The sequence below is a fragment of the Flavivirga amylovorans genome, assembly GCF_030540875.1.
Taxonomy (GTDB): domain Bacteria; phylum Bacteroidota; class Bacteroidia; order Flavobacteriales; family Flavobacteriaceae; genus Flavivirga; species Flavivirga amylovorans.
In genome coordinates this window covers 58986-77104 of sequence record NZ_JAUOEM010000008.1, presented here as the reverse complement: position 1 = coordinate 77104, position 18119 = coordinate 58986, and the positions used below count along the sequence as shown (strand labels likewise).

The following is an 18119-nucleotide window of genomic DNA, read 5'->3' as shown; positions in this document are numbered from 1 at the left end:
TTATTTCTTAATTATTAAATGAGGTATACTATCTAGGTTCCAATCAATCACCAAACCACCTGCTAAAGCTTGTGCCACCTTCTTCCCATAAAGAAGCTCACATAAATATAAAGCAGCTTCAAAACTTTTTGCGCCACCAGCTGAAGTAATATATTTTCCGTCATGAACAAAGAGTAGCTCTTTTCTAATATCCAGTTTAGGAAACATGGTTCTCATTTTGTCAATATCGCTTGGAAATGTTGTAGAAACGGCGTTATCAAGTAATCCTGCCTTAGCTAAAACAAACGCCCCATCACAATGCGAGGTAATAAATTGTGCATTTTTATCTACCTGTTTTACAAAATTGATCATGGTAATATCCTCTAAATCGGAGTCCAAATGATGTTCTGCACTAGGTACAACAAGAATATCGATTTGAGGTATTGAATCTTTTAGGTAATTAAAATCTGGACGTATTCGCATACCTTCAAAAGTAGTGATGGCATCATCGGTATTAGCAACAGTAAATACGTTCATAGCTTTGATATTATCTCTAAATATTGTGTGTTGAAAAATATCAAAAGGAGCTGTTAGTTCTGTATTATAAGTGCCATTCATAATCAGGAATGCAACATTATACCTAGTAGGCTCAAGTTTAGGAAACTGTTTTTTATGTTCTTGCTTCAGTATCTGATTATCGGTAGTTTCTTTCCTTTTTTTAGAAGAATTACAGCTTATAAAAAGAAGCATGGTTGTTGAACTCATTTAGACTTTTTCAATTTGCTAAAAAATTGCTGTTTTCAGCTCTGTTTTTGTCTTTTTTTCCTTCCGTAGCTCTGCTATGCAACTCAAAAAAGCCTTCAACATAGCCAAAAACTTCTAATTTTCGCTTAAATCCAAAAAGTCTAAATGAGTTCATTATATAAAACAAATGTTTCATACGCTTGTTTAATATTAATTGATACGCCATGGTGGATTTTTTCTGTTTTTCCCAGCATGAAATATAATGATATTATTTCCATCAAGGTCTTGCAAGTGAGCTTCTCTCCATAAATACGATTTGTCTTCTGGTAGTTGTGTAAAAATGATACCTTTATCTTGTAGTTTAACAACTAAATCATCAAGATTATCATCTTCAAAATATATAGTAATACCGTTACCTTTTGGTAAAGCCTCTACCTTATGAATTGAAAATGTACTATTGCCATCAGGGCATTCAAATCGTACATATCTTGGGATGGCATCTACAATAAGATGCAATCCCAAGGTTTTGTAAAATGCGGTTGCTTTTTCAACATCTAAAGACGGTATGGTAATTTGATTTAAATCCATAAAATTTCTTTTTCTTCTTCTTTTATTTTTTCTTTACGTTTTTTTGTTGCATTTAAATAGTGTCTTAGTATAAATAACAAGAAAACACAAAGTGCAGCAAGTAATGTAATAATATACCAGGTATTATCAAAACCAAGCGCATCTACCATTCGCATACCTGCATTATGACCAAATATATGAGCTACCGAAAAAGCAATACTGTACAAGGCCATATATTCTCCTTGATTACCTTTTTTCGCTCTATCCATAGTAAATGCATTTGAAAAAGGAAACGCTATCATTTCCCCAAATGTCATTAACAACATACCTATTATTAAAACACCAGCCCAATTTGTAAAGTTTAAGATAATAAAGCTTAAACCCGTTAGAACACCACCAAAAAGCATGAGCCCAGATTTAGTGAAATTGGTGTTTTCTAACCATTTTATTAAAGGCATTTCAAATACAAAAATGATAAAACCATTCATCCCTAGAATAATGCCTATATCAAATTCACTTAAATGATGTACATCTTTATAATATAATGGCATGGTAGAGAAGTACTGTAAGAATACAATACCAAAAAGAACCATAGCAGCGAGAAATATTAAAAATGCTTTATCACCATAAGCAGATTTCGGGTTTTTAGTTTTTACATCATCCAGAATTTTAGCTTTTTTAGGATTCAAAACATTTATTAAAACTAAAGTAGCCATCATACATGTAATACCATCTACCCAAAATAAACCACCATAACTAAGCGAGGTAATTATAAGACCTCCAATAGCAGGTCCAGCAGAAAAACCAAGGTTTATAGCCAAACGAATTAAAGTAACTGATCGTATTTTATTTTCTGGCTTACTATAAGCACTTAAGGCAACAAACATGGCAGGACGAAACATATCTGCAACAAGCATAACCAAAAATATGCCTAAACAGAATGATACGAAAGTGTTTAGAAATTGCAATGCTATAAACAGCATACCAGTTGCAAGCAAACTAAATGTCATGACTTTATAATAGCCGATTTTATCGGTTAATTTACCTCCTAACCAAGAACCAATAACAGAGCCTAAACCAAAAGCACTCATAACCCATCCAATATCATTAAAAGTAAAATTAAGACTCTCCCTTAAGTATAATGATAAGAACGGAATGACCATGGTACCTGCTCTATTAATAAGTGTTATTAATGCAAGCCACCATACTTCTGTTGATAAGCCTTTGAATGTGTTTAAGTAATTGTTTAATAAAGTTTTCATTAGTTCTAAGTGTTCAAGTTTCTGTTTTTACATATAGTTTTGTTTATTTAGATCCTGAGCTTTGTCAGAATTAGTTCAACTAATTAAATTTATTCAGTTGCTACGCAACAGTCAAATTTCAAGTTTCACTAAAAATAAAAAGTCCGACTTCTCAGTCGGACTTTTACATATTGTAATATATTATATTTATATCACCACAATATATGACAAGCCCAACCTTCTCTCTTTAAAGAGGTCCATTGCTTTCTATAAATTGTGACAATACAACGCATTTCTAATTATTTTGAAGTTACAAAACTATATAAAATATTCTTAAGTTGTATTTTTGAAATGAGAATATTTTTTAAATATCGAAAAAGCATAGTACTCTTAGCCTTTTTAGAATTAAAATAAAACAGTTTATATGTTTGATAATGAGTTGATTGAAATTAATGATTTAAAATCTCCAAAAGGAACTCTTGTATTAGGACATTTGCCTCAGTTTAATACTTATAATAAACATCAAGTGTTAGAACGTTGGGTTGAAGAGTGTGGAGAACTATTTAAAATACATTTTGTAGGAAAGGAATTTGTGGTATCAGCAAATCCAGATTTTAATAATAAAATGCTAAGATTAAGGCCTGAAGGTTTTAAACGTTTTTCTAAAATTGATGAGATTTTAAAAGAGATGGGGGTCGATGGTGTTTTTAATGCAGAAGGAGACGCTTGGAAACGACATAGAAAACCAACAGCAGAAGCTTTAAGTGTAAAAAATGTAAAAGCATATTATCCTGTAATTCTGGATAAAACAAACGAGGTTCTTAAAAAGTTTAAAAACTATTCTAAACAAGGAACTATAGTAGATGTACAAAAAGAATTTATGGCATTTACAATCGATATTACTACGGAGATTGCTTTTGGACATAAGTTGGACACTATAAATAATAAATCGAATCGTTTTCAGAAGCATTTAGAAGTTATTTTTCCAATGATCAATACGCGTGTTACGGCTCCAATTCCTATATGGCGGTATTTCAAAAGAAAAAAAGATAAAATACTTATTGATTCTTTAAAATCTATTGAAAAAGTAATTTATGAATTTATTAATGATGCTAAAAAACGCATAACAGAAAATCCGGCACTAAAAGAGCAGCCTTCAAATTTTTTAGAAGCCTTATTAGTAGAAAATAAAGATGCAAATTTTACTGATGAAGAGATCTACGGAAATGTGTTTACCATGTTATTGGCAGGAGAAGATACAACATCTAATACACTGTCTTGGGGCATGTTTTATTTAGCGCAACATCCTGAGGTTGTAGTTAAGGTTAGAGAAGAAGCTATACTTGTTTATTCTGAGGATGTACCACATATTTATGAAAATGTAGACGATTTAAAATATGCAAATGCAGTAGCACAGGAAGCGATGCGATTAAAACCAACAACACCCCAATTGTATTTAGAGGCCAATGAAGATGTTATTGTAGAAAATGTATCCATACCTAAAGGCACTAGTATTATTTTGCAGAATAAAGTAGCACAAACGCATAATGATTATTTCTCTAACCCTAATAGTTTTATCCCGGAAAGGTGGATTGAAAGTGAATGTCCAATGCATAAAAATCATGTCCCTAGTGTTATGAGAGCTTTTGGAGGAGGCGCGAGATACTGCCCAGGCATGCATTTGGCAAAAACAGAAATGATTGTATTAATTTCAACATTATGTAAGCATTTCGATTTTAAACTAGAAGTTGAGCCAGAAACTATTAGAGAGCAATTTGAATTTACCATGTATCCAGAAAATTTAAAAATTACTTTTGTACCAGTAAAATAAAACTAAACCAAAACATATTACAGTCATCTATAAATAGAAAAGCATGATAAAAAATTACCTTTTAACCGTATTATTTTTAACGACTATATTCAGCTGTGCTCAAGATAAAAAAACGCTTTTAGGAGAAACTGAGTTTCAAAAAAAAATAAATGCAGAATATAAAGATGCTACAACATCACCATTAAAAGATAAAGATAGAAAGCATTTTAGAGGTTTGGATTTCTTTAAATTTGATTCTACTTATATTGTAAAAGCCCAGTTTAAAAGAACCCCAAATGAAAGACCTTTTAAAATGAAAACCACGACTACCAGACTTCCTGAATATGTGAAATACGGTGAGTTAATGTTTAACTTAAAAGGAGAAAATTTTACATTAAACATTTACCAAAATCAGGGTTTGATAAAAAAAGAAGGTTTTGAAGATTATTTATTTCTACCTTTTTTAGATGAAACTAATGGTATTGAAAGTTACGGAGGAGGTCGTTATCTTGATGCCAGAATTCCAGAAGGAGACACTTTTATCATAGATTTTAATACAGCGTATAACCCATATTGTGCTTATAATGATAAATATTCTTGTCCTTTAGTACCCAGAAAAAATTATTTAAAAACTCGAATAGAGGCAGGGGTGAAGGCTTTTAGTAAGTATTAGGTATACTATACTTGCTTCTCGTTATTATGTTCGTTTAACGGTTAATATATGAAGCGTAGCCTGCCGATAGGCGGCTATGATTTCATATACAGTGTTAGCCTTTTTTTTCTTATGGATAGGTTTAGACTTCCTTATTTAAATTTACAACTATTTTACCAACCACGGTACGCTGCTCAAGACTATGAAGAGCATCTGGTACGTCTTTTAATGAAATAACTTTTTGTATAGCGGGCTTTATCTTTTTATCAGCAATCATTTCAAGTACTGTTTTTATATTTGTTGTAACCTCAACCTTTTGAGTTAAAGCCATGAATTTCTGACTTCCACGACCAAATCGGCCAAGAAATTTTACTTTAAGCATATTGTAAAAATCACCACCGACTAATACATATTTACCATCTTTTTTTAAAATCTGTTTGTATCGGCTTGGACATTCGAAAGATGCAGTATCAAAAACAGCATCAAACTCATTACCTATTAATGCTTTGATTGAGTCCTTTTCTCTGTAATCAACAACCTCATCTGCTCTCCAACTCTTTACAGCTTCTACCTTTTTGGTTGAACAAATAGCCGTTACATAGGCACCTTGAGCTTTTGCTATCTGAACACCAAAAGACCCTACTCCACCCGAAGCTCCATTGATCAACACTTTATCTCCAGGATTAATTGAACAAAGGATCATTCCCATCATTGCAGCTTGACCAGATATTGGTACTGTTGCGGCTTTTTCAAAAGAAACTGCTTCTGGCTTTTTAACTAAGTGTTGTGCATTTACGATTGCATACTCTGCATAGCCTCCTCCAAAAGATTTGCGAATATCAGCTACGACCGCATCACCTACTTGATAACCCTTAACATTTTTACCAATGAGTTGAATCGTTCCAGCAATGTCCATTCCTAAGATCCTTTTTTTCTTAGAAGGTCTGAAAAGTCCAAAAACCATTCGAATAATAAAATAATTAGCCCTGACAATATACCTATCTGCAGCATTAATGGAGGCACATTCAATTTTCACTAAAACTTCATTCTTATTAGGCTTAGGTATTTTTCTATCATCGACAAGTTCCATTACTTCTTGAGGATCGCCATAGTTACGAAAAACGATAGCACGCATTAATTTTAAATGTTTCATATTTTTTGAAGCAAATTTATAAAGGAGTGACGATGCAGTCTTGACCTGTAGGCTCAATCATTATTCACTGAGGTTCTTTCTAAATCCCGTGGGCGAACAGCCATATTGATTTTTGAACATTCGCGAAAAACTGGAGGTATTAGTGAATCCACAGTCATAGCAAATCTCTTTTATAGAGTTTTGAGTAAAGGCTAATATGCTTCGTGCCTTTTCCAACTTCTTTTGAGTAATGTATTTAGCTGGTGTGCTGTCATACAATTTGTTGAATTTTCTTTTGAAAGAGGCCATACTGTTGTTTGTCATGGCTGCCAAGCGTTGAAGGTCTAAAGGTTCATACAGATTAGAATCAATGACTTCCCTAAATGAAAAAATCTTATCAGAAAATAAACGTCTCATAATTAAATTCAAGTTTGAAGGTTCTTCTGATTGCAGGAGGAGTAGAATAATCTCTTTTAACTTAACCGCCAAAATTTCTTCGCTGAGTGCATTTTTGTGGTCGAAAAATTTAGCAATACTCAAAAAATAGGCTTTTACTAAGGCAGTAGCATCTTCTTGAAAGGTGTCTTTTTTTAAGGGGTGATCCAATTCTTTCCAAAATTTTGGCTTTTCGCCATCAAAAACTTTTTGCAGTACTTCTCTATTAAAATGAACAACAATAGCACTTATTAAATTTCCAGTTTTAATTATTGAGAAGCTACGACCGACTGTTTTGCCGCATAATGAAAGAATAACTGTCCCCTTTGTAGCTAAAAATCCTGATTTTGTTAGGTCTTGGGCATCACCTTCTAAAATGTAGGCAAAACAAGATTCGGCTGGTAAATTTATTTCATTTTCTAAGGGCGTAGAAACCTTATACCATGAGAATAATGGTTTTTCATAAAGTAGGATTTGATTAAATATATTCGCCATGAAGTTTATCCCTTATTCTCGGTTAAATTCTTTTTGTTTCCTCCTCTATAATTGGTGCTAATGCTTAGATAAAGTTCCGTTTTAATGAACTTTATCATTTGTTAAACGAAGGTAGAAGAAAATTTTTACAAAGTCAAGGTTTTTACTTGACTAAAAACATCCCCAAGAACACAGCCAAAAATCCAACAATAAAACTAGCAATAGTATAAAAAGCAAAACTTGTAAAGTCACCCGATTTTAAAAACACATGGTTCTCGTAGGCAAACGTTGAAAAGGTGGTAAAACCACCACAAAAACCAGTAGCTAAAAGTAAGGTTTGATTTTGTGTTAGCGAATCATTTTTTGCCGCTAAGCCAAGTATGATACCAATGAGTAAACTTCCTAAAATATTAGCAGCAAAAGTGCCATAGGGAATACCAGTTTCTGCGCTATTTAAATATTTTCCAATAATATAACGTAGTACACTACCAAAACCACCACCTAAAAAAACCAATAAAAGATGCTTCATATACTATTTTACGGCAATGTATATTTCAGTAACCCAATCCGCAGGGTTAGGATAGCTCATAGGATCTGTTTTGTATACCTCAAGGGCTGGTTGATCATGTAACTCTTCTAAACCATGCTCTTTTATATGTTTAGAAGCCGTTTCCCATGCTTCTTTTAAATTATCATAATCACCTTTTAGCGTTGTTTTAATAGCCTTAAATGGTTTTAACTGTCCAGTAAGAATATCGCTATCCGAAGAAATCACTTTTTCAGTTGTAGGAACGCAACATGAAAACATAACGGCATTATTCTCTACATCCCATTTGTGATAGCTGGTAAACGGAGCGCCAGCCATTGTGATGTTATTTTTCATAGCATAATTACCAACCTTAGGAAGCATTTCGGTCATTTTAGCTTCTAAATCAGAAATTTTACAAGATGTCGTGTTGTAAAGATAATAACCACCACTATGTTGGGTGATGCCATCTACTTTTACGCTGTATTTTTTCATATCTGCAGAAACAATACTATCCAGTTTAAATAAACCTCTTTCAAAATCTGGACCAGTAGCCTCTTCAATAGATCCTGCAAAAGTGGTATACATTTTGGTCATGAAATCTTGTTTTCCCTTCATTCCCCATGTTACTTTGGTACCTTCTTCAGTATTTTCAAAAGTCCAATTTATATCAGATTCAGATTCAAAAGGTTTTATAAAAACAATATGTTGATCAATAGACTTATTTTTTTCAACGTCTAAAGTTTTCATACTACCTTCACCTAAAATATCTCCATTCCATCCATAGTTTCCTTCAATACCAGATGTTGTTTCTCCATAAGTTAAAGTGGCATTTGGTTCTTTTTCAATCCATGGCGAAAAATCTGGCCAATTTTTGAAATCATTTACTTTATTAAATAATAATGAAGCAGGAGCTTTGATAACTTTACTTCTAGAAAAAGCAAATTCATTAGGCTGCACAGCAATGTAAATAGCAGTACCTATAAGAGCAATAAGTAATAGGAATAAAATGTACTTAAAAGTTTTCATTGTCTTTTTGGTTTATTATACAAATCAAATATAATCATTTTTAAACCTCGTTTAATAAATTATTATATTTGTTACATCGAAAATAGATTTTCCTTAAACAAATAATTGTTTTTGTGATTAATCAATAATTTACAGGTGACTATCAATCAACTTTTTGAACAATAATTAAAAACATTTTTATATAATGAAACTAAAATCAATACTAAATTTAGTGCTAATTGCTATTTTATTTTTGTCATGTGGTCATGATAAATCTAAGCAAACTCCGGAAAAAACAGAAGTTAAAGAAGTCTCAGCTTTTGATCATAATGTAGAGCAATTTGCAGATATTAAAATACTCCGCTATCAAATTCCTGGATGGGAAAATTTAACCTTAAAAGAACAAACCTTAGTATATTATCTTACTCAAGCTGGTTTGGCAGGGAGAGATATTATATGGGATCAAAACTATAGGCATAATCTTAAAATAAGAAAAGCGCTGGAAAATGTGTATTCTAATTATAAAGGAGATAAAGGATCTACAAATTGGAGTGCTTTTGAAACGTATTTAAAACGTGTTTGGTTTAGTAATGGAATCCACCATCATTATTCGAATGATAAATTAAAACCAGAGTTTTCATCAGACTATTTAAAGCAGTTATTAACAGAAACAAATACTACTTTAGAAGGTGATGCTTTTGATGTTATTTTTAATGATGTAGATACTAAAAAAGTAAATCAAGCTAAAGGTGTTGATAATGTAGGCCTTTCTGCGGTTAATTTTTATGGAACAGATGTTACTAATAATGATGTAGAACGTTTTTATGCAGCAAAAAAATCTCCAAATTCTAATAGACCGTTGTCTTTTGGGTTGAATTCACAATTAGTAAAAGAAAACGACGAATTAAAAGAGCGTGTTTATAAATCTGGAGGTTTATACGGTTCAGCAATAGACGAAATTATTAAGTGGCTAGAATTGGCTAAGAGTGTTGCTGAAAATGAGGCACAAGGAAACGCTCTAGGCTTGTTAATTGATTATTATAAAACGGGAGATTTACAAACGTGGGATGACTATAATGTAGCCTGGACTTCTGCTACAGCTGGGAATATTGATTATATAAATAGTTTTATTGAAGTGTATAATGATCCTCTAGGTTATAGAGGTTCATATGAAAGCATTATTCAAATTAATGATTTTGATATGTCTCAAAAAATGAAAGTGTTATCGGATAATGCACAGTGGTTCGAGGACAATTCTCCTTTAATGGAAGCGCATAAAAAAGATAGTGTTATTGGTGTTTCTTATAAAGTTGTTACAGTAGCAGGCGAAGCTGGAGATGCATCACCAAGTACACCAATTGGTGTAAATCTACCTAACGCTAATTGGATTAGAAAAGAAGTAGGAAGTAAGTCAGTTTCTTTAGGAAATATTATACATGCTTATAATAATGCAGGTGGTTCAGGTCGTTTAAAAGAGTTTGCTCATGATAATGAAGAATTAAAATTAGCAGAAAAATATGGGCAACTAGCAGACAAGCTACATACAGCATTGCATGAGGTTATAGGTCATGCATCGGGACAGTTAAATCCAGGAGTAGGAGAAACCAAGGAAACGTTGAAAAATTATGCTTCAACTTTAGAGGAAGGCCGTGCTGATTTAGTTGGATTGTATTATTTATATGATGCTAAATTGGAAGAACTAGGTTTAGTAGATGATTGGAAAAGTGTCGGGAAAACGGCTTATGATGATTATATTAGAAATGGTCTAGTAATGCAATTAATTCGTTTAAATTTAGGTGATGATGTTGAAGAAGCTCATATGAGAAATAGACAGTGGGTAAGTGCATGGGTGTTTGAGAAAGGTAAAATAGACAATGTCATAGAAAAAGTTGTACGTGATGGAAAAACGTATTACAATATTAATGATTATGATAAGTTGCGTGAACTTTTTGGAACATTATTACGTGAAACACAACGTATAAAGTCTGAAGGCGATTATGAAGCAGTAGAAGCTTTAGTTGAAGGTTATGGGGTTAAAGTAAATCAAGATTTACATGCAGAGGTTTTAGAACGTAACAAGCAATTTTTATCGGCACCATATAATGGTTTTGTGAATCCAGTATTAGTAGTAGATAAAAATAAAGAAGGAGAAATAATTGGGGTGAAAGTGACACAACCAGAAACCTTTGCTGGCCAAATGTTAAATTATAGCAAAAACTACAATTTTTTACCAGAGGTTAACTAGTTAATTTAACTTATAACAAAAGAACAGACCCATATAAATTAAGGATCTGTTCTTTTGTTAACACTAAAAGTCAAAAGAATTAAATTAACAACTATTAGGATGCTAATTATAATTAGTATTTTCATTAGTTTGAGTTTGTTTGTTAAACATTAGATGCAAAAAAATAAAAAAGGTTGCGTGAAAATCTTGCAACTATTTATATAACAGATTAAATCTTCTTTTTCCTACCACAGTCGTTTACTTTAAAAACAATAAACATCTGATATTGGGTGGGCTAAAGTCATTAAATCTCATTGAAAATTAGAAATAAGCTATTGTTAAGCTAAGAATTTAATTATGTCATGGTGTTTTTTAGTGCGATTTTGGCAATAATTATGCCTAAAGTCAATTTGTAAACAAATTAAGATTAAATAATGAGGCATCAACGCTGAAAGACTTTATTAAGGGGAAATTATTCTTTACTATATTTTTCGGTGCGTTTTACATAATTTGTTTTCATTGCATTGGGTTTTGTGTAACGCTATTTCAAGACGAGACAACTATATAACAAAAAACCAGAGAAGCCAACTTCTCTGGTTTTTTTAATAATATTAAAAATGGTCAACCGTATATTACGGTGACTGAAAATCATATAGTTTATTTTCTTGTAAATGTAAACACATCAGTGTAAGTTTGACCAGCCTCTGTGTAAGTATCAGTAATTACTAGTTTTCCATCAACAAATTTTACTTCCCCACTTTCTAAAATGAGATCTCCATTAGGGTAATCTTCACTATATTTCGGATCAATAAAATCTTCATATTTAAACGATACTAAAGTCAAAGTTTTGTCAGTTTCATTATAAGCCCATTTACCAGTTTCTTTGTCATCGTATTTTTTAATTTCATCGAAATAAGTAGCAGTACAATCAGCTCCAGTGGCTTCAGTATTTATGGCTTTATACTCTTCATATTCTTTTATATAGAAATCACCGTTACTTTCAATGTTAAGTATCACCTCATCTTTAATTATCATACTATAATCAACTTCAATTGTTTGTTGATTTTCACAAGTAACCTCATATTTATCGTCATCAGTTGACTCTTCTAGAACCCATTCACCAACAATAGCTGCATTACCACCCCATGCTTCTACTTCTACACAAACGGTAACGATTTGACTAATGTTTTCTTGTTCGTCATAAATACATAAATCTGCACAAAATTTTCCAGGAGGAAACGAGTCTCCAAAATCTACATCAATTTCGTATTCACCATCGATTAAAGTTTTGCTAGATTTTAATGGCCCTCTAGACTTGTTTTTAGTATCACTAGATTTGTTTGTATTGAACTCAGAAACTGGAATATCAAAATAATCAGAAGCATTATTGTTATCTGAATCTTTAAATAATAAGTAAGCACCAGCAATATTTGTTTCTGTTGTAGAAAATTTTAGATTAAAACCTGAGTTTTGAAAAGCTTCAGCTTTATCAGAACTTATTTCTAAATTTAAATTGCTATTAGGTGCTGGAGGCGTTCCTTGGTTTTTTGTTGCTCCTACGACAGAAATGTCAGAATTTAAATTGGCTATTGGAACATCAGCTTCTTCTAATTGATTTTGCTCATTTGCTAGTTGTTCATTTCCACTATTATTATCATCATCCGAAGAACAGGAAAAAAATAATACTGAAAAAGCAATTAATGTAAATAATGGTTTAAAGAATTTCATAGTTTTATTATCATTTGTTAATATATAATTCATTGTGCATAACTAGAAATATTAGTTTAGTTGAGCAAAAATTATGCATAAGATTACGCTTAAAAAGACAATATAATCGATAAAGTGTTTAAAAAATCAGACAAAGCGTTTATTTTAAGAAAAACTTTATAGCAACTATTAATAAGATAAAAGCAATAAAAGCAATCAGTATCCATATACTACCAGCGTAAAAGCGCTTATGAAGTTTTAAATCTTTTCGGTAAGTATATCCTATTATAATGGCGAAGGCAATAAAAAATAAAACTCCAAAAATGATTTGACCTTTACTAAACATATGGTTATTTTTATGCAAATTTAAGAAAACACTAAAGATTTCCTTCTCCAAGGAAATTAAAAAAACACTATTAATATAATGAAAAACAAAATAGAAGCCGTAAAAGCGTTTCATACCGCATTTAAAATAGGGCATAGGGAATCTCCCAAAGCAGATTTAGGAAAAGATAAAAATACACTACGTTTCAATTTAATGAAAGAAGAAAACGAAGAGTATTTTGAAGCTGCAAATAATAATGATTTGGTTGAAGTTGCTGATGCACTAGGCGATATGCTTTATATTTTATGCGGGACTATTATAGAGCATGGCATGCAGTATAAAATCGAGGAAGTGTTTGATGAAATACAACGAAGTAATATGAGTAAATTGGGAGAAGACGGACAGCCAATTTATAGAGAAGATGGAAAAGTTCTAAAAGGACCTAATTATTTTAAACCTAATATTGAATCTATTTTAGATAAATAAAAAAAGAGGCTGTCTAAAAAAGTGTCATTCAGAATGAAATGAAGAATCTCTTTAAATTAAACATTTTGAATACCAGCGTGTTGAGATTTTTCGACTGCGCTCAAAATGACAATTTATAGACTTTTTAGACAGCCTCTTTTTTAATGAATACTATGTTTATTCTACTTTAAGCCTCCAACCAAAAGGATCTTTGGCTTTATTGGTTTGTATATCAGTAATACGCTTCTTCAGAGAACTAGCGTATGTATCTTCAAATTCAGGTAAGTCAAAATCTTCACCTTTATAACCAAATCCGGCTATAGGAGAAATAACGGCAGCTGTACCAGCACCAAACATTTCTTTAAGAGAACCATCTTTTGCAGCAGTAACTACTTCATGAACAGATAGTTTTCTAACTTCAACAGGAATACCTTCCGCTTTAGCTAATTGAATAATACTTTTACGTGTAATACCATCTAGAATTCTATCACTCGTTGGACCAGTAATAAGCGTATCATTTATACGAACAAAAATATTCATAGCACCAGCTTCTTCAATGTACTCGTGAGTATTATCGTCTGTCCATATAACTTGTTGATAGCCTTTTTCTATAGCCAATTGTGTTGGGTAAAATTGTCCAGCATAATTTCCACCAGCTTTTGCAAAACCAACCCCACCATTGGCAGAACGAGAGTATTTTTCTTCAATTAAAACCCTCACTTTTCCAGAGAAATAAGAACCAGAAGGTGCACAAGCTATAATAAATGTATATTCATCTGCTGGAGATGCATGAAAACCGTTACCAGATGCAAAAACAAAAGGTCTTATATAGAGAGAACTCCCATCCTTTTTAGGAATCCATTCATTATCAACTTGTAATAACGTTTTAAGTCCATCCATAAAATAATTTTCTGGCAATTCTGGAATCGCTAAACGTTTTGACGAAATATTTAAACGTTTAAAGTTCTCTAATGGACGAAATAACCAGACATTCTCATTGGTATCTTTGTAGGCTTTCATTCCTTCAAATACAGATTGACCGTAATGAAAAATCTTTGCAGATGGATCTAAATTAATAGCTTGGTAAGGAACAACCTTAGGAGCTTGCCATTCACCATCTTTAAATTTACATTCTAACATGTGATCAGAAAATACATGCCCAAATTTCAAATTGTCAAAATCTACATCATTTATTTTAGTAGTTTTGGCTTTTATAATCTCGATATTGTTGATTATAGAGTTCATAAGTCTAGTTATTTAATGATACAAATTTAGGTAAAAACGTTTTTAAAAAAACGGTATATTTACATAAATCGTTTAAAATTGAAATATTCATAACATGAAGTCGATTATCTTAGTAATTGTGTGTGCCTTAATGTTAAATTCTTGCAAAAAGAAAAATGATGAATCATCTGAAAAAACACCAAAAAAAGAAGCTGTAGAATATGTATCTTTTGGAAAAGAGATTATTGCAGATGATGCTATTGCAGCTACCTCTATGGCATCACACTACAAAACTATGAATGTAGGAGATTCCATTAATTCTAAAATGTTCGCTAAAGTTAATAGTGTCTGTCAGGCAAAAGGGTGTTGGATGACTCTAAATTTAGAAGATGGTAATGAAGTCATGGTGAAATTTAAAGACTATGGTTTTTTTGTGCCTAAAAACATAGCAGGTAAAGAGGTTATTGTAAATGGAAAAGCTTATATAAAAGAAGTGCCTATTGATGAATTAAGACACTATGCTGAAGATGCAGGTAAATCTCTTGAAGATATTGAAGCTATTACAAAACCAGAAAGGACGTATTCATTTGAAGCAGATGGCGTTTTACTAAAACAATAATTTTGAAACGAGAAGTTGTAATAACGGGAGATGGTTCGTCTACTATTCACTTACCAGATTGGGATGAGCAATACCATTCTAAACATGGCGCCATACAAGAAGCCTATCATGTATTTATAAAGCATGGCTTACATCACTTTTGTCATGCAGAACAAAGTAAAAACACAAATCAACAAGTATCTATCTTAGAAATTGGTTTTGGAACTGGGTTGAATGCTTTTATTACTTTATTAGAAGCAGAAAAGTTAAATATTAATATTAATTACTTTGGAGTTGAAGGTTATCCGGTTTTAACGGATGAAATAGATCAATTAAATTACCCGATTGAATTAAATGCACAAAGTAAAGCCTCTCTTTTTAAACAGCTGCATAAAGTTGCTTGGGAGGAAAAGCATATGATTTCTGAAAACTTTTCAATAGAGAAGCAAAACCGTTTTTTTTCAGAAATTACAGAAAAGAACATGTATGATATGATCTATTTTGATGCTTTTGGAGCTAGAGTACAACCCGAATTATGGACTGAGTCTATATTCTTGAAAATGTATATTGCATTAAAAGTAGGAGGCGTATTGGTTACTTATTCAGCAAAAGGAAGTGTTCGTCGTGCTATGCAAGCAGTTGGTTTTATAGTGGAACGTTTACCAGGACCGCCTGGTAAGCGTGAAATGTTACGCGCTTGTAAAGAAGCGTGATCTAAAGTGCACTTAATAATTTTCTGGTCTGCAGATTGTAGACTGTTAAACCTAATATAAAACGTTAGCAAACAGAGGTGTCTTTTTGTAACTTTATAAAAAAAGAGAATGCGAGTTTTAATAACAGGTGCGACAGGTTTGGTAGGGCAGGAGATAGTAACACTTTGTCAAGAAAAAGATATTGCGGTTAATTACTTAACAACGCGTAAATCAAAAATATCCCAAAAAGAAAATTATCGTGGGTTTTATTGGAATCCGAAAAGTCAAGATATTGACATAGGTTGTTTTAAAAATGTTGATGCTATTATACATTTAGCAGGAGCGACTGTATCAAAACGATGGACACCATCTTATAAAGAAGACATTTTATCTAGTAGAAAAATAACGACTCAATTATTGATTAATGCTTTAAAAGGAGAGAGTCATACTATAAAACAGATTGTTTCTGCTAGTGCTATTGGAATTTATTCAGACTCCTTAATCAATTATTATGAAGAAACCTCTGAAGATTTTAGCCAGTCTTTTTTAAGTGAAGTGGTACAGACTTGGGAACAAGAAGTCGATGCGTTTACTAAATTAGATATCATAGTTGCCAAGATAAGAATAGGTTTGGTTCTGGCTGAGAATGGTGGAGCACTTCAAGAAATGGTCAAGCCTATTAAGTTTGGATTAGGAGCAGCTTTTGGTAGCGGTAAACAATGGCAGTCCTGGATTCATGTTCAGGATTTAGCAAATATGTTTTTATATGTTTTGGAAAATAACTTAAAAGGCATTTATAATGGCGTAGCGCCAAACCCTGTCACAAACAATGAATTAATAAAAACGGTGTCTAATGTGATACACAGACCTTTGTTTTTGCCTAATATTCCTAAATTCTTTTTAAAGTTAGTATTGGGAGAGATGCATACATTGCTATTTGAAAGCCAAAGAGTTAGTTCTAAGAAAATAGAAAATAAGGGATTTGTTTTTAAATACCATCACTTGTTGTTAGCTCTAGAGGACTTATTAAAATAGATTATATCCAAAAATAATTGATGTCCTAGGATAATTCGTATCAAACAAACTATTTGTTATTATTGTTTGATTTGAGGAAAATCTAGCTTCTAAGCTTATTTTATTATTAAATTTATAGCCTATATCGAATGCAAAATAGTTTTTTCCTCTTAATCCCAAATCTAATAAACTAGTTGTTTCGTAATCAAAATTAGAACCCAAATCTATAGTATTAAAATTATATAAGGCATTTACAAATATTTTTGAAGAACGACTAATAGGGAAGTAGAACCTAATTCCGAATAGTAAATCAATTCCTTTGTAATTAATAGATACTTTCGTTGTTTTGGGACCTAAAGTAGTATTAACATAAACATAGTCATCAATCTCAGATTTGAAACTTTGAAATGTTGGTTCAAATAATAATGCAAACCTCCCATTATTAAATGGTAAGACAAATTCTGATTCTAAACCTATCCCAAAATTTAAATTATTGCCAAAGTCTATTTTGCCTAGAGCACTATTTTTATTTTCAGTAGATAATGAAGTGAAATTAATACTTGGTTTTATAAATAAATTAAATTTCCCGGTATTTTTTTCTCCTTGTATGGGGTTTGTATAATTGAGATCATTACATGCATTATATTTAATAAAATACTCCATTAAGCTCGTTGTATTATATTTTAGTTTTTTTATGTGATCTATTGTTAAGGTGTTGCATTTTAAATTACTGTTAATCTGTTGTTTATATTGATTGTTTTCCTTAGTTATGGTTTGGGAAGTATAATGTTTTTTATAGATTAACTGCTCGATTTTTTCATTATTATTAAAAAAGAAAAGTCTAGCATTGTTATCCTGATATACAAATAAATTAGCCTTTCCTTCAACCAGATATTTTAGAAATAATGTTTTATCTCTTAGATCAGGGCTTTTAGTTTTGCTTAATTTGTTTGTTTGATTACTTGAAGCATCTATTTTCACAAAAGCCCTTGTGAACTTCGTTTTGTCAAAACCAAACTCTGAAATGTTTTGAATAAGACCTTTGGTTGGTTTTGAATTTTCACTATGTTTATAAATAAATGTTTTCGGATTGTTTTTCCAGTCTTCGTTTAAAATAAAACAATTAATTTTTTCTCCATTATTATTTTTAAAGTACCCTTTCTTAAAAGTTTCTTGGGAAAATATGTTTTGCGTTAAAATTAGAAGTATAATTAGGGCTGTTTTTTTGGACATAGTAAATGTGTGATCTCTTATTGTGGTATCTTTAGCAAGCGAATATATATATAAAATCTTATAATTAAG

General features: G+C 31.6%; 18 protein-coding genes. 7 read left to right on the top strand and 11 right to left on the bottom strand.

The window, feature by feature from the left end:
* The 4 genes from Q4Q39_RS18775 to Q4Q39_RS18760 are packed head-to-tail and all read right to left on the bottom strand — an operon-like array spanning position 1 to position 2552.
* A complete protein-coding gene (locus tag Q4Q39_RS18775; RefSeq protein ID WP_303284116.1) occupies positions 1–744 on the bottom strand; it encodes a DJ-1/PfpI family protein in 744 nt (247 codons plus the stop codon).
* A gap of 10 nt (positions 745–754) precedes the next feature.
* Positions 755–898, bottom strand: a complete 144-nt coding sequence (locus Q4Q39_RS18770; protein ID WP_303284115.1) for a hypothetical protein — start codon at positions 896–898, stop codon at positions 755–757.
* 35 nt (positions 899–933) lie between these two features.
* Positions 934–1311, bottom strand: coding sequence for a VOC family protein (locus Q4Q39_RS18765; RefSeq protein WP_303284114.1), 378 nt, complete (start codon positions 1309–1311; stop codon positions 934–936).
* Complete coding sequence (locus Q4Q39_RS18760) at positions 1302–2552, bottom strand: MDR family MFS transporter (RefSeq protein WP_303284113.1); 1251 nt, start codon at positions 2550–2552, stop codon at positions 1302–1304. Before Q4Q39_RS18760 ends, Q4Q39_RS18765 begins: the two co-directional genes overlap by 10 nt.
* 403 nt (positions 2553–2955) lie before the next feature.
* Here Q4Q39_RS18760 and Q4Q39_RS18755 point away from each other — a divergent pair, with 403 nt between their 5' ends.
* Together Q4Q39_RS18755 and Q4Q39_RS18750 are read left to right on the top strand one after the other, a co-directional pair.
* Entirely contained in the window at positions 2956–4362 is a 1407-nt protein-coding gene (locus Q4Q39_RS18755) for a cytochrome P450 (protein WP_303284111.1), read from the top strand.
* A gap of 43 nt (positions 4363–4405) precedes the next feature.
* Positions 4406–5014, top strand: a complete 609-nt coding sequence (locus Q4Q39_RS18750; RefSeq protein ID WP_303284110.1) for a DUF1684 domain-containing protein — start codon at positions 4406–4408, stop codon at positions 5012–5014.
* 121 nt (positions 5015–5135) lie between these two features.
* Here Q4Q39_RS18750 and Q4Q39_RS18745 read toward each other — a convergent pair whose 3' ends face one another.
* The 4 genes from Q4Q39_RS18745 to Q4Q39_RS18730 form a co-directional block, all read right to left on the bottom strand.
* On the bottom strand, positions 5136–6146 hold the full coding sequence (locus tag Q4Q39_RS18745; protein WP_303284108.1) for an NAD(P)-dependent alcohol dehydrogenase: 1011 nt from the start codon (positions 6144–6146) through the stop codon (positions 5136–5138).
* Positions 6147–6206: 60 nt separating this feature from the next.
* A complete protein-coding gene (locus Q4Q39_RS18740) occupies positions 6207–7055 on the bottom strand; it encodes a helix-turn-helix domain-containing protein (protein WP_303284107.1) in 849 nt (282 codons plus the stop codon).
* 142 nt (positions 7056–7197) lie between these two features.
* Entirely contained in the window at positions 7198–7563 is a 366-nt protein-coding gene (gene crcB / locus Q4Q39_RS18735; protein WP_303284105.1) for a fluoride efflux transporter CrcB, read from the bottom strand.
* 3 nt (positions 7564–7566) lie between these two features.
* Positions 7567–8589: an SRPBCC family protein gene (locus Q4Q39_RS18730; protein ID WP_303284104.1), complete on the bottom strand. Its 1023-nt coding sequence runs from the start codon at positions 8587–8589 to the stop codon at positions 7567–7569.
* 184 nt (positions 8590–8773) lie between these two features.
* Here Q4Q39_RS18730 and Q4Q39_RS18725 point away from each other — a divergent pair, with 184 nt between their 5' ends.
* The gene (locus Q4Q39_RS18725) at positions 8774–10813 is read left to right on the top strand and encodes a dipeptidyl-peptidase 3 family protein (RefSeq protein WP_303284103.1); all 2040 of its coding nucleotides are present in this window, start codon (positions 8774–8776) and stop codon (positions 10811–10813) included.
* 636 nt (positions 10814–11449) lie between these two features.
* Here Q4Q39_RS18725 and Q4Q39_RS18720 read toward each other — a convergent pair.
* Positions 11450–12520: a hypothetical protein gene (locus Q4Q39_RS18720; protein ID WP_303284102.1), complete on the bottom strand. Its 1071-nt coding sequence runs from the start codon at positions 12518–12520 to the stop codon at positions 11450–11452.
* Positions 12521–12923: 403 nt separating this feature from the next.
* Between Q4Q39_RS18720 and Q4Q39_RS18710 the strand changes: the two genes are divergently transcribed.
* Positions 12924–13310, top strand: coding sequence for a pyrophosphohydrolase domain-containing protein (locus tag Q4Q39_RS18710; RefSeq protein WP_303284100.1), 387 nt, complete (start codon positions 12924–12926; stop codon positions 13308–13310).
* A gap of 156 nt (positions 13311–13466) precedes the next feature.
* On the opposite strand, the gene Q4Q39_RS18705 is transcribed toward Q4Q39_RS18710, so the two are convergent.
* Entirely contained in the window at positions 13467–14534 is a 1068-nt protein-coding gene (locus Q4Q39_RS18705) for a branched-chain amino acid aminotransferase (RefSeq protein WP_303284099.1), read from the bottom strand.
* 94 nt (positions 14535–14628) lie between these two features.
* On the opposite strand from Q4Q39_RS18705, the gene Q4Q39_RS18700 reads away from it, so the two are divergent.
* The 3 genes from Q4Q39_RS18700 to Q4Q39_RS18690 all read left to right on the top strand — a co-directional run bounded on the left by Q4Q39_RS18700 (position 14629) and on the right by Q4Q39_RS18690 (position 16838).
* Positions 14629–15132, top strand: coding sequence for a DUF4920 domain-containing protein (locus Q4Q39_RS18700; protein ID WP_303284098.1), 504 nt, complete (start codon positions 14629–14631; stop codon positions 15130–15132).
* A gap of 2 nt (positions 15133–15134) precedes the next feature.
* Positions 15135–15824, top strand: coding sequence for a tRNA (5-methylaminomethyl-2-thiouridine)(34)-methyltransferase MnmC2 (mnmC2, locus tag Q4Q39_RS18695; RefSeq protein ID WP_303284097.1), 690 nt, complete (start codon positions 15135–15137; stop codon positions 15822–15824).
* Positions 15825–15932: 108 nt separating this feature from the next.
* The gene (locus Q4Q39_RS18690; RefSeq protein WP_303284096.1) at positions 15933–16838 is read left to right on the top strand and encodes a TIGR01777 family oxidoreductase; all 906 of its coding nucleotides are present in this window, start codon (positions 15933–15935) and stop codon (positions 16836–16838) included.
* Here Q4Q39_RS18690 and Q4Q39_RS18685 read toward each other — a convergent pair.
* Positions 16830–18050 (bottom strand): hypothetical protein, encoded by a 1221-nt coding sequence (locus Q4Q39_RS18685; RefSeq protein ID WP_303284095.1) that lies wholly within the window; start codon positions 18048–18050, stop codon positions 16830–16832. The two genes, Q4Q39_RS18690 and Q4Q39_RS18685, sit on opposite strands and share 9 nt — an antisense overlap.
* Positions 18051–18119: the final 69 nt, after the last annotated feature.